This is a genomic window from Brevundimonas lutea, assembly GCF_003704105.1.
Classification (GTDB): domain Bacteria; phylum Pseudomonadota; class Alphaproteobacteria; order Caulobacterales; family Caulobacteraceae; genus Brevundimonas; species Brevundimonas lutea.
This window is the reverse complement of record NZ_QUOQ01000002.1, coordinates 764,895-777,312: the sequence shown is the minus strand read 5'-3', so window position 1 is coordinate 777,312 and position 12,418 is coordinate 764,895. Positions and strand designations below refer to the sequence as shown.

Genomic DNA, 12,418 nt, shown 5'->3' with positions numbered 1-12,418 from the left:
CCAGGGCGCGCGCCGCAGCTTCGGTGGCGTCGACCACATGACTGAGATCGGGCTCGCGCTGGGCGGTGATCGGGGTCGGCACGCAGATCAATACGGCGTCGCACTCTCCGAGACGCGCAAAGTCGCTCGCGGCCTCGAATCGTCCCTCGGCTATGTGCCGCGCCAGTTCGTCGCTGGGGGCCGCCGCAACCGGCGAGCGGCCGGCGTTCAACTCGGCGATCCGCTCCGGATCCACATCCAGCCCTAGAACGCGGAAACCCGAACGCGCCGCCGCCGTCGCCAGAGGCAGGCCGACATAGCCCAGGCCGACGATGCCGATGACCGCCGAGCGATCAGAGATTTTTTGAAGGGCGTTGTCCAACATGCGGCGCGCTTAACAACCATTCCGCGACGGCACAATGCGGGGGACGGATAGAACGGCGGTCATCCCACCTCGGCTGGTCCGTCCAATGAAGGTGGTCGGAGCATTAGAGCAGCGAGCGTGTCAGCTAGAGTGATATCGGCGGCGTAGCCCGGCGTCTTAGATCCGGGCCGGTCGTTCGACGCCAAAGGGCCGGATCGGCTGCGGGTGTCTTCAGCATGGGCCTCGATGAGAAGCTCCAAATTCGCGTGTCGCGCTTTCAGCGCCGCCCTGACCCACGGGATATAGGCTACGGCCGGCGCGCTCCCACTGTGGCCGGACACCCCCCAGTACCCGATGTCGAAAGCCACATCCGCGTGGCCCTGGGCGACAGCGTCCAGAAATGCGGGCAGCTGGGTCTTGATGTGCCTCCAGTCGGTTCGCGACTGGACGTAGGCGACGACGTTCGGCGAACCGCAACGGTATTTCTGACCCACGTCCAAACAGACCCTCCGCGCGAGCTCGTCACGCAATGAAAGGGTCGGCCATCCTGACTGGACCAGCCGATCGAAAGGCTTCTCGAAATAGGTGAGCAAATCGATCTGCGGGTTGGCGACCACGGCGAAGCTGTCGGGATCGTGCCAGGAGCAGTAGAGCGCCGCGAATCCCCCCGATGAGCCTCCCAGGTAGACGCGCCGTTCGGCCCCGACAGCATCGCACAGACGCGTGATGAGGCCGGGCAACAGGGCCTGAACCGGGAAGATTTCCGTACCGAGATACCACCCCGCCGCCAACTTTCGGGAACAGGCGACGGTCGGATCGGCGAAGGCGATCTGGTGGACATCATCCATTCCCGGCAGGAAGCCGGCGAAATGAGGATAGGGCCGAACCGCCTGGTCGGCCGCTCCGTGAAACAGGAGGAGCACCTTGTCTCCGCGTCCCCGTTTCACCCGGATGGGGAAGATGTGGCCCCCGAACTCGACGTCGTAGGCGCCCGTCCGTTTGATCGCTTGCTCGGCCGTGGTAACGACGCCCTGGGTGCCACTCGCCCATTCCGAGGCGAGGCTCCGGCGGGCGAAGGCATGCATCCATGCCCCCTCCGCCTTTTGACGCCAGACTCTTTTTTGGCCCGCAGTTCCGAGGTCAGCGACGCGGTCGAATATTCGCGCCGCCTCGACATAGCGGCGCTCGGCATAGGCCTTTTCGGCCAACCAGACCGCCAACGACAGGCCGTCGCCGAGGCCTGCGGTGATCGCCCCGGCGAGGCCCCCCTGCCCCCGCTTAAGCATCTGGGATAGCACCGACTTCACGGCATTCTCGCCGCCCTCCCTGGACAGCAAGCGACCAAGTCTGTCGCCGGCGTCTTCGGCGTCGCCCCTCTCCGCCGCCAGATCGGCCCATTCCTTCAGCAGGCCATCCGGCATGTCCGGGGAGGAAAGGAATTTGGACACTGCCGACTCGGCCTCCGCCAAGCGTCCCGCGCGCTTGAGGGACCGGAAGAGACGCGTCGCGTCGTCACCACGCAGCGAGTCTTGATCCGCCAACCGACTGTAATGGTCTGCCGCCTCGCCATAATCGCGGGCCAACCACGCCGCCAGGGCCTGTAGTCTCGGCAGGGCGGGATCCTGTGACCTGTAGCGCTTCGCGGCCTCAAGGGCCTGATCCACGCTCGCACGTTCACCCGCTCGCAACGCCTCGCTGAGGCGTTCTATGGACCCCACCGCTTCCGTCTCCATGGTGAAGACCATCCGGCGCAGAGCTCCGGTCCCGGCGAGTCCGAGCGTCAAATAGGCCTCGCTTGCCCCTTGGGGACAGGGCAGCCGAACCCAAGTTCGGCCTTGATCGAAGGGCTTGGCGATCCGCTCGACCTGCGTGCCGTGCTCGTCGCGAAACTCGCAGATGATCCGAGTTCCCGGGCCGATCTCGCCCGATCCTTCGATACAATGGAGGCGCAGAACGCCATTGGCGGGCAGGCGGAGAACCGAACCGTTTTCGAAAGCCAACGTCAGCGGGACCCGCACACCCTCGGGGATTTTATAGGAGAGCCCCACGTCTGTGCGAATGAAGGACGATCGGTCAATTTTGGCGATGCGCCACCGCGCTGCGCGGCTCTCGCCTTGCGCGTCGAACCGCACGCGAACCGTCGACTGAAGAGATGCTGTGCTGATCTGAGGCTCCGGAGACGGCGATACGCACACCATCACTGGTCAGGCGTTTGTCGTAAAGGGCCAGCACCCAGCTGAAAAAGTTTCAAAGAACGGACTGCGCCAACCGAGCAGCAAGCGACTGCACATGAAGGGACACGCTGCTGACGTCGCTTACGGCGAGCCCGGGAGAGTTGCGCTTAACCTGCGGATGGGCTCTCAAAAAGCCGCCAAGTCAGGCGTTTGGCGCGGGCGGCCGTCAACGATCGTTCGGTGAGCTCTTGGCAGTGAATTGTGAGGGCGCGCCCACACTGCTTCTCCAGCCATTACACCTCTCAGCTCCCGTAGGCCCGGATCGCGCGCGCCGCCGCTTCGAGATCATCGGCGATCTCTCTCGCGCGCGGTGCTGAGATTGATCGCCTTCGGCTCCTTCGTTGTTTGCGAGACGACCACCATCTGGATGACGGGCGCGCGGGATTTGTCGCTAACGCCTTCGTGAATCCGAAGCCACTTGCTTTTGAACAGGTTTTTCTTGGCGATCAGGGACATGAGCGCGCCGTACACGGCCGATCCCCCGCCTGTCCATACCCTGGTTATATTATGTGGCACACCAGCTTGAAGCGCCCATTGCGTGCGCGATCGTCCGGTAGCGACCGACGTCTCCCTCGACCGACGACGCCCTAGTCCCGCACGGCGATCTCGCCGCCAGCGCCCGTTTCACGGTCCAAGACCACCTCCCTTCGCCCAGGTGCGCAACCCATCCTCCGCTCGCGCCTTTGCCCTGCCATGCCGTCACCCTCCCCCCTGAGCGTCCCCACCCCAGCCGCTCGCAAGAATGCCCTTCAGACCGCGCCCGAGGTCGCCCGCCAGTTCGCGCCTTTTCGCGGGGGCTATATCGACGCCCCCGTCGTCGAGGTTCCTCACACCGCCCTGCTCTACCGGGCCGCCAACGGCCGCATCGTCGCCGAGCTGGCCCAGCGCGCCTCCACCCAGCCGGAGACCTCGCCCCCGATCGACGAGGCCAACGAAGCCACCCAACGTCTCCTCCATCAGCTCCTGATAAAAAAGGCCGGCGACCCCACGGCTTCCATCATCGACGAGCTCGCCCGCCACGCCCAGCAGACCGAACCCCTGCTGATCGACACCAAGGGCGTGGTCGTCAACGGCAACCGCCGCCTGGCGGCCATGCGCGAGCTGCTCGCCCGAGATCCCGAGCGCTTCGCCGGGTTCAGCACGATCCGCGCGGCCCGGCTCCCGGCCGACGCTACCCCGGCCGACCTTGAGGCGATCGAGGCGGCCCTGCAGATGGCCCCGGACATCAAGCTCGCCTACGGCTGGATCAACCGCCGGCTCAAGCTGTCGCACCAGCTGACGGTGATGGGCCTGTCGCGCGAGGCCGTGACCGACGCCTACCGGTTCACCGATCCCGCCCGGATCGACGCGGAGCTCGACGAGCTCGCCGTGGTCGAGGCCTATCTGGCCTGGCGCGGACAGCCGGCCCAGTACGACCAGGCGGCCGATCTCGAGCCGCTGGTCAGCGCCCTCGCCGCCTCCACCCGCGACCTCCCGCCCCGCCTCCGGGATTTGTGGAGGACGGCGGGCTTCGCCCTGATCGACGCCCGCAAGCGCCTGCCCGGGCCCCTGGACAAGCTCTTCCCCTTCGGACCGCCCGCCCCCTCCAGCCTGCCCAGCTGGGCCCTGCGCCGCTACGCCGAGGAGCGCGGCCTCATGCCCATGGAGGACGGCGAACGCGCCGGGCCCAAGAGCGCCCTCCCGCCCGATGCCGTGCTGGACCAGCTGCAGACCCGGCTCGCCGACGCCGACACGGCCCAGGACACGGGCGCGGCCCTGTACGAAGTCCTCGACCAGCTGCGCGCCGAGCATGTCGAAAACCGCGCCCCCGCCATCGCCCTAAAGCAGCTCACGCGGGCCCGCACGGCCGTCGCCGGTCTCGAGCGGGGACGGTTCAGCGACAAGCAGTTGCGCGCGCTGCGCAGCGAGATGGTGGCGCTCCAGGCCGATGTGTCCGCCCTGCTCGAGGAGACGGCGCCCCCCGTCGCCGCCCCGCTCCCGCCCGCGCCGCCCAAGGGACTGTGGCGCACTTTGAGAGGCAAGGCCTGACGCCTCCAACCCCGGCCGTTTGCGCCGAAGGCGGATGATGTTACCGGCTCACCGCCACAGTTCGGAGTCTTCACGATGAGCGAGCACGACATCCGCATCGAGGCCGGGGACGCCTGCGCCGCCCGCCCCGGCTTGAGATGGGCCACGGTCACCGTCCAGGCCGCGGACGGCAGTGAGGTCGCCTGTCGCGTACCGGTTCCCGCCGACGCCGAGGGCGAGGCGCTCCGCCGCGCCGCCATCGGCCACGCCTGGGTCGTCGCCGGCGACGCCGCCGACCGCCTCGAGGCCCTGGAAGCGCCCACGCCGGACGATCTCGAGATCGCCTGATCGCCCCTGAGGCGCCCAGCCGCGCCCCAAGGTCAGAGCGGAATCGGGTGGCGAACGACGGCCAGGCCCGCGTCCATCGTCCACGCCACCATCTCCTCGAGGGTGGCGATCCGTCCCCGCAAGGCCTCGACCGCCGCCGGCGAGAACACCGCCGCGCCGCCCAGCACCAGGCGCGCGGGCGGGTGAAGGTCCAGCACTTCCAGCCGGCCGTCCTCGGACACCGACAGAGCGTCCCCGGGCGGGAACCACCGCATGAGCTTGAGGGTGACATCCCCGTCGCCGTCCCGGTGGAGCTGGAGCAGCGAGGCGATCACCTCGGGATCGAGCGGGTGGTCCAGCGTCAGCAGGTCGAGACCCTTCACGACCGCGTCGCGCAGCAGCGCCCTCCCCTCGCCGGCGGTGTCGGGGCTCCAGACCAAGGCCTGGCCCTGCGCCGAAGGCTCCACGCCCCTCGCCGAGACCACGGCGTCGCTGATCAGCCTCATGGAGCCCGCCTTTCGCGTTCGGGGCGCCGCCCGCGCGTTCGCCATGCCCGCCGCGATCCCACCCACGGCCCCGACTCATCGCGCAAGCGGACACCCATCCCCGCCCCTGGGGCCCCGCGGTCGCGCCAGACCGGCTTCGAACCTTGACTCGCCATGCCGTCAGTGGACCGGCTTGACCCGCGCCGCCGGCGCCGGGTCCAGCGCCAGGGCGCGGTCGACCGCCTCGGCGAGTTCCCGGGCCTGGCTCGAATCTACGAAGAAGGCGCGGCTGCCGAGATCGGTCGTGCGGAAGGAGAGGACGAGATCGCCGTCCCCGGTCATCCCGACCTGCCACCAGTCGGCCTCATGGGCCAGGATGTCGACCTCGCGTCCCAGGGCCCGCGCCTCGAGCAGATGGGAGCCCTCCGCGATCAGTCGGCGGAACGCTCCGTCGTCCAAGACGAGCTCCCCGACGCCGTCCTCGTCCTCGACCGTGACCGCCACGCGGCCGTCCCCCGCCTCGCGGACGTCCTTGAAGGCCCGGATGGTTTTCATGAGGCGCTCCCCCGATCGTCCGGGTCCTGACCACGACCGCTGCGCTCCGGCAAGCCCGCTCCGCCGTGTCCGCGTCCCCGTCCGTCATCTCCCGGCGCCCGGTCGTCGGGGCGACCGCCCTCGCGACGCGGCCGGGAGCGCTGGAGCGTCGCCATGAGCATCGCCTCGCCCACCGGAAGCGCCTCGCCCACGCTCAGCGGTTCAACGTCCATCTCGCCGCATTCCGGACAGGTGTCCACGACGCCGTGACCGCGACGCCCCACCCAGAGCTCATGGCAGGCGTGGCAGGAATATGTGGCCGTCATTGGCTACCCTCCCCTGGCCATACAGGCTCCTGACAAACGAAGCCCACCTTATCGGACCCCCGCCCGTCAGCGCGCAAGGTCCGCCGTCTGCCCAACGGCGTCCGTTTGACTGTGATCCCGAAAAGGCTTCGATGGGTCATCCTCGGCCCGACCCGCCGTTTCGAGGGCCATGTAAGGCCCCAGGGAATGGTGGGTATGCGCAATCGTCCCAAGGCCCACGACGTCAGCGCTCATGCCGGCGCTCCCCCGGCAGGTCGCGGCCAGCTAGCGCAGCGCCCCCATCAGCGCCGCGAAGGCGAGCTGATTGCGCACTCCCGCCTTCGCATAGATGTTGCGTATGTGAACGCGCACCGTGCCCACGGCGATGCCGAGCCTTTCGGCGGTTTCCGACGGTGAACACCCCGACAGAAGATCGCGAGCCACGGCCTCCTCCGCCCGCGTGAAGGCCATCGTCGCTCCCCCCAGAAAGGCGGCCCGCGAGGCGCTTCGCGCGGGGTCGAGGTCTCTGGCCAGAACCAGCACGGTATCGGCTCCCCAAGCGCCGGCTGCGATGTTCGGGAGACGCTGGATCTCGATCACCAGCGGCCGCTCGCCGTCGGAGTCTCGAATCAGCCGCGAAGGGACGGGCGATGCGGCGTGGGCGTCGGACGCCGCCGCGATCGCGCCGGACAGCCATTGAGCGGCCTTTCGCGAGGGCGACGTCAGGCGCCCGCACCTCGATACGAGTCTGTCTCCGGTCGCGAGCAGGGTGTCCGCCTCGGATGTGCAGGACAGGATTCTTCCGTCCCGGCGGCAGGCGAGGACCGCGCCCGACATGCGCCCCAAGGTCGCGACCACGAGGTCTAGCGCCCTTTGCTCAAGGGTCTGCTGGACCCGCAGCGCGTGGCGAACACGATGCGCAACGGCCGCGAACAGCCGTTTGCCGTCCGCGTCCAGCCCGCCCTGCGCGGCGCCCCGGGTGACGCTCAGATTGATCGTCACCTCCGGTGATCGGACGACCGGCGACAGGCAGATGTATGGATAGTCGTGACGCCTCAGAAACTCGCCGTAGGCGGGGTGTCTGCGGACATCGGCTTCGGTGTCGAAATGCGCCTCGTCCAAGATCGCCATGACCGGGGCGGACAGGCTGGCGCGCCTGCGGGAATTGATACGCAGATCGGCGACGCCTGCCTCCAGGCGCTCCTGCGGGGACTCCTGTCCCGTGCACCAGCCAAACGACGCGGCCGTCGCGCCGATGGCGGACAGTTGCCCGACCCGCGAGCCGGTCAGGTCGCGAAGCTTCGCAAGGGCGGTGGACCAGGCTTCCAGCCCAAGGGCGGCCGCGTCGACAGTGTCGAGCGTGTCGTCGAGACGATCGGAAAGGCCTGTGCTCCCGAACGACATGAGGCGATCCCTCCCCCGCCGGCCGCTCACGATAATCCGCGCGAGCCGACTACCTCATCCTGCATATGACAACGACAGCCGGATTGTCGAACCTCTCGGGACAGCACGTTTCGCCCAAGCTCGTCACGGACGCTCGATCATGGATGCCTTCTACCGTCGCCGAGAAGACAATGGCGTGACCGTCTTCGAGATCACGCCCGCGCCCTATCCTGGGGCCGCCCTGAGCAATTTCGGCTTCTACGCCGCGATCGCGGTCGCCCTCATCTCGATTCCCCTCGTCGTGATCCTGGCGGGCATCCCCCTTCTGCTTCTGAGCCTCTGGGTGATGTGGCTTCATCACACGAACAGAAAGCGGATCGCGCGGGAGATCGCCGCACGCCGGCCGTCGACCGTGACGGTCTCCAACGACGGCATCGCCGCGCATGGCTCCCGGTTCGCCCTGACCGAGGTGCGGGACATCCAGGTCGGCCATGCCCACACAGGCCCCGCCGTCAGCCAGGTCATCGACGTGAGCACCGCCGGCGCTCAGCTGGGACATAACGCCCGCCTCCAGGTCGAAGCCGCCCAGCATCACGTCAGTTTTCAGGTGCTCGCGCGCCTGGTCAGCGACAGCCGCCTGCGTCTTGTGGCCGCCGGCTTGACCCAGCAGACCGCGACCGCCTTCGCCGAGGACCTGCGTATCGAGGTCGCTCGTCGCGACAAGGCGGCGTCCCCATGACGAAGGCCCCGTCTGTAACGCACCGCAAAAGCGACGCCGTGGATCCGCCGTCCGCCGGCGCGGGAAAGCGCGTGGCGGCCCTTTCGCGAACCGAGCTGTGTCGAGACCAGCGCGCCGCGGCCTGCTCCGCAAGGCGTTCGCCAACAGACTGAAGGAAAAGGAGCCCGTCATGAAGCGACACGAGCCTTACCCCACCCGAAGGAAGGCCTCTCCCGGACATGCCGCCGCCCTCGGCCTGGTTTCGGCCGCCCTGCTTGGCGCATGCGGTCAAGCAGACGGCGGCCAGCCGCGGGGAGCGGTCGCGGACGGGGCGCTGATGGTCCGCACGGCCCTGACGGACGGCGGCGCTCTTGCAGGGGGCTCGACCGCTCTTCAGGGCTTCGCGCCTCGCGCCGTGGCAGCCGCGATCGAAGAGCATGCAGCCGAGTGCCGCGCCGAAGGGGGCCAATTGATCCGGGGAGAGGGTTTCGACACCCGCATCGCGCTCAATGGCGACGACGCCCCGGACCACGTCATCGACTATGGCGCTGCGGAGTGTCGCGGCGCCGGCGAGGACTACGTCGGCGCGGCGCGTGGCGGCCGGCGTGACGATGGCTGCGGTCGTCTCGGCTGCCGGGTCGAAGTCTGGCTGTCGGGTCGAAATGGACATCAGCTTGCTTTCGGCTCTTCGGTCTGGGGCGTGCAGTTCGTTCGCGAGGCCCGGCCGGCCCGGCTTCGCTTCTCGGCCCTGGGCATGCCGGGCTGCTCCGCCGCGGCGGCGGACGGATGCCATGCGGAATGGGGCTGGAACGGCGCATCGTTCACCCGCCTCCGCTGGCTGACCGAAGAGGACATGACCGCCGGCGATGGGGCGACTGGACTCCAGGACCCCATGGCGGACGGATCGGAGGCCTATCCCCCTGACGGGTCTGGCGTCTCTCACCCATGGCCCTTCCGGCAAGGGGCCTACGAGCCGATATCCGCTGATCCGGACTATACCGGCTCCCTGTCGATCACCGCCTCGTCGATAACCTACAGCGACTCCGCCATCGCAGAGTCATGCCGCATCCTATCATCGCGAACGGACGGTCCGCGGGTGTGGATGACCTTGTCGTGCGGGGAATGCATCAGAGGCGATTGCGGGACCGTGATCCCTTATGACGAGCATCAGGACTGGACCATTCTCGCGGAAAACCCCAAGACCATTCGCATCGACGGCATTCAGCTGGGGTATGGCGAGGGACGTTACGCCTACGCTGGCCCGTAGCGGGTCGCGCGTCCCTCCAGCATGGTGGCACGGCGGCGGCCGAACCCAGGAGGCCTGGCGCGGTCGGTGCTCATTTTCTTGCGACACTCGTCCATCACAGACCTAAGTGATCCGGCCAGAGCGGCATACAGGTCAGCCTCGCCTAGCGTAGCATTAGGCTTGATCGGACACGCCGTCGCACACCAAGGGCGCCGTCGGTCTGGCTCTAGATATGCGCCTCCGAGCGCCAGACTGCGATCGAACGCCCTCTAATGCATGATCTATCATTCTAATTGCTGTTTAACGCATGATATGTCATTCACTTCGAATGGCTCGCACATCCGCCTCCAAGACGTCGCTTCCCGAACCCAGCCGGGCCGCCATAGCGGCGTTGGGCCGGGACATCGCCACGGCGCGCAAACGTCGCCGCATCCCTCAGCAGCTGTTCGCCGACCGGATGCTGGTGGGGCGGCAAACGCTCCAGCGGCTCGAGGCGGGCGATCCCGCGGTTAGTCTCGGCGCGTTTGCCAGCGCTCTGTTCGTCCTGGGCTTCACGTCGCGACTGCAGGATCTCCTGGCTCCGGAGCGGGACGCCGCAGGCATGAGCGAGGAGATCGCACGACTGCCTCGCCGCACCCATGCTTCGTCCAACGACGATCTGGACTTCTGACGTCATGCCGACCGTCGAGACGATCGTCTTCATGCACCTCCCCGATGGACCCGCCCCGGCGGGGCGGCTGACGATGACCCGCGAACCGCGCGCGAGCTTCGCGACCTTCGCCTACGGCCGCCGCTATCTCGGACGTCCCGATCGCGTGCCGATCGATCCGGTGCAGCTGCCGCTTCCCGACGCGGGCGGCGAAGACATCGTGTTCCGCACCGACGAGGGATTTGCGATCTTCAACGGCATTCGCGACGCGGCCCCCGACGGCTGGGGGCGCTATCTGATGTACAAGGCGCTCGATGATCGGGAGCCGAGCGAAGCCGAAATCCTCCTGGCTTCAGGAGATCATCGAGTGGGCGCCCTGGCCTTCGGGCCGACACCGGAGAAGCCCGAGCGGCTCACGCCCTGGGGCGAGGGTGATGCGCCCGGCGAGCATTTCACCCTGGAAGAGCTGGCTGTGGCCGTCGAGCGGGTCCAGTCGGTCGATGAGCTCGACGACAATCTGCGTCGTCTCCTGACAGCGGGCTCGTCGCTCGGCGGCGCCCGGCCCAAGGCCGCGACGGAGGTCGAGGGTCAGCCCTGGATCGCCAAGTTTCCCGCCAACGACGATCGCTACCCGATCTGCCGCATAGAGCTGGCGACCATGCGCCTGGCCGCGCGCAGCGGCCTGGACGTTCCCCGGCTCGCCTTCCGGCAGGTCCTCGGTCGCGACATCTACATGATCGAGCGCTTCGACAGGACCCTCACCTCAGGGGAGCTTCGACGGACACCCTTCGCCTCTGGACTGACCTTCCTCGGCGCGCACGAGAGCGATGTCGGGCGCCACAGCTATGCGGACCTGGCCGCGGCCCTGCGGCGCTACGGCGCCGATCCCCGGAGGGACCTCGTCGAACTTTTCCGGCGCATGGTGTTCAACATCCTCGTCACCAACGACGACGACCACCTGCGCAATCACGGCTTCCTATGGGGGCCAAAGGGATGGCGGCTTTCACCGCTCTATGACGTCGTGCCCAAGCCCCAGGTCGGGCATGAGCGCACCCTTGTCCTCGGGGTCGGTCCCCAGGGTCGGTCCGCGACTCTGGAAAACGCCGTGGCCGGCGCCGCGACCTTCGGGCTGACGGCCGAGCAGGCGATAGCCATGGCTCAGGAGCTCGCGCAGGTCGTTCGAAGCGAGTGGCGCGCCTGCTTCAACGACGCCGGCCTGGGGGAAGCGGAGACGCGCCGGTTTGCGACCTGCTTTCGGCAGGCCGAACTGGCTTGATCGAACGGCCCGGCTTGAGCTGAGCTCAGGCGGCGAGAGCGATGAGGCGGATCATGGGGGCTAACGGCGGACCATTCTCACGGAGCCAATAGGTCCGCCGATTGGCAGGCGACGGACTCTCAAGTCGGCCACGCCCGCGAATCCTTCACGCGTTCGATTCTCCAAGGTGTAGATTATCGTGAATCCGTCGCTTGGCGAGGCTATGCGAAATTCGCCATTCCTTATCCTGCATTCGCCGGGATCCCCGTCGATGATACAGTTGAGGCGTCCATTGGACTGAGGCGTGATCGCCAATGGAAAATCAAGCCGCTGGCTCCCATCCCTGGCCTTGAACGTGACGCTCCGGCCCTGTCCTTCGGCAGGGGTTATCAAGAGCCTCCAATCACCGACCACCTCCCCATGCGTGATCGGCGTCGCGTCTTGGGCAAAAGCGGCGTCGGATATGGCCAGCCCTCCGATGAAGGCCGTCAGGATCGTCGTCAGCTTCGGCATATTGGGGCTCCAAAGCACTTTTCCGTAGCCTCAATCGTCCGCGTTGGATTGCCACGTGAACGTTTGGAAAATTTTCAAGCGAGCGCGACGGATCGAGGTCCAATGTCTGCTTGAGGCCGGGCCGGTCTTTTGCGCCCCGGCGGACACCGGACTTTGGACGTGCCGCTCAGACAGGACGAATGTCGCGTCTCCAGCGAGCCGCAAATTTCCACGCCTGTGCTCAGCAGGCTCGAATCTTGCGAAAAGCGCCTAGCGACCGACGATGTCCTCGGGATCAGGGCGATCTGAGATTCGAAGGTCCGCGCTGGGCCTTACCCGCCTCATGGCCTGGGCTTGGAAAAGCAATTAAATTCGAAACCCGTGCGCAAGGGCGGGCGCCCGCGCCGGACGCCCAAAGGTGACTTTTCAGCGTGGGCCCC

The 12,418-nt window shown here is 67.5% G+C and carries 13 protein-coding genes; 6 read left to right on the top strand and 7 right to left on the bottom strand.

Features of this window, described 5'->3' with window-relative positions; translation table 11 throughout:
- From EES48_RS04020 to EES48_RS14755, 3 genes are all read right to left on the bottom strand, one after another.
- On the bottom strand, positions 1–364 hold a 364-nt coding region (locus tag EES48_RS04020; protein WP_240623203.1), incomplete at its 3' end, for an NAD(P)-binding domain-containing protein.
- A 59-nt stretch (positions 365–423) separates the two neighbouring features.
- The gene (locus EES48_RS04015) at positions 424–2,475 is read right to left on the bottom strand and encodes a tetratricopeptide repeat protein (RefSeq protein WP_122465054.1); all 2,052 of its coding nucleotides are present in this window, start codon (positions 2,473–2,475) and stop codon (positions 424–426) included.
- A gap of 387 nt (positions 2,476–2,862) precedes the next feature.
- Positions 2,863–3,033, bottom strand: coding sequence for a hypothetical protein (locus tag EES48_RS14755; protein ID WP_162998003.1), 171 nt, complete (start codon positions 3,031–3,033; stop codon positions 2,863–2,865).
- Positions 3,034–3,270: 237 nt separating this feature from the next.
- Between EES48_RS14755 and EES48_RS04010 the strand changes: the two genes are divergently transcribed.
- Both EES48_RS04010 and EES48_RS04005 read left to right on the top strand, forming a co-directional pair.
- Positions 3,271–4,605 carry a hypothetical protein gene (locus EES48_RS04010; RefSeq protein WP_122465053.1) on the top strand — a complete coding sequence of 445 codons (1,335 nt, stop codon included), beginning with the start codon at positions 3,271–3,273 and terminating at the stop codon, positions 4,603–4,605.
- 75 nt (positions 4,606–4,680) lie between these two features.
- On the top strand, positions 4,681–4,932 hold the full coding sequence (locus tag EES48_RS04005) for a hypothetical protein (protein ID WP_122465052.1): 252 nt from the start codon (positions 4,681–4,683) through the stop codon (positions 4,930–4,932).
- 32 nt (positions 4,933–4,964) lie between these two features.
- Here EES48_RS04005 and EES48_RS04000 read toward each other — a convergent pair whose 3' ends face one another.
- The 3 genes from EES48_RS04000 to EES48_RS03985 form a co-directional block, all read right to left on the bottom strand.
- Positions 4,965–5,417 (bottom strand): hypothetical protein, encoded by a 453-nt coding sequence (locus EES48_RS04000; RefSeq protein WP_122465051.1) that lies wholly within the window; start codon positions 5,415–5,417, stop codon positions 4,965–4,967.
- A gap of 159 nt (positions 5,418–5,576) precedes the next feature.
- On the bottom strand, positions 5,577–5,951 hold the full coding sequence (locus EES48_RS03995) for a hypothetical protein (protein ID WP_122465050.1): 375 nt from the start codon (positions 5,949–5,951) through the stop codon (positions 5,577–5,579).
- Positions 5,952–6,520: 569 nt separating this feature from the next.
- A complete protein-coding gene (locus tag EES48_RS03985) occupies positions 6,521–7,639 on the bottom strand; it encodes a helix-turn-helix transcriptional regulator (RefSeq protein ID WP_122465048.1) in 1,119 nt (372 codons plus the stop codon).
- A gap of 175 nt (positions 7,640–7,814) precedes the next feature.
- Here EES48_RS03985 and EES48_RS03980 point away from each other — a divergent pair, with 175 nt between their 5' ends.
- The 4 genes from EES48_RS03980 (at position 7,815) to EES48_RS03965 (ending at position 11,507) form a co-directional block, all read left to right on the top strand.
- Positions 7,815–8,357, top strand: a complete 543-nt coding sequence (locus tag EES48_RS03980; protein WP_205679336.1) for a hypothetical protein — start codon at positions 7,815–7,817, stop codon at positions 8,355–8,357.
- Positions 8,358–8,526: 169 nt separating this feature from the next.
- Positions 8,527–9,603, top strand: coding sequence for a hypothetical protein (locus EES48_RS03975; protein WP_162998002.1), 1,077 nt, complete (start codon positions 8,527–8,529; stop codon positions 9,601–9,603).
- 307 nt (positions 9,604–9,910) lie between these two features.
- Complete coding sequence (locus EES48_RS14985; protein ID WP_205679335.1) at positions 9,911–10,252, top strand: helix-turn-helix domain-containing protein; 342 nt, start codon at positions 9,911–9,913, stop codon at positions 10,250–10,252.
- 4 nt (positions 10,253–10,256) lie between these two features.
- Positions 10,257–11,507: a type II toxin-antitoxin system HipA family toxin gene (locus EES48_RS03965; RefSeq protein ID WP_122465045.1), complete on the top strand. Its 1,251-nt coding sequence runs from the start codon at positions 10,257–10,259 to the stop codon at positions 11,505–11,507.
- A gap of 60 nt (positions 11,508–11,567) precedes the next feature.
- On the opposite strand, the gene EES48_RS03960 is transcribed toward EES48_RS03965, so the two are convergent.
- On the bottom strand, positions 11,568–11,999 hold the full coding sequence (locus EES48_RS03960; protein WP_122465044.1) for a hypothetical protein: 432 nt from the start codon (positions 11,997–11,999) through the stop codon (positions 11,568–11,570).
- Positions 12,000–12,418: the final 419 nt, after the last annotated feature.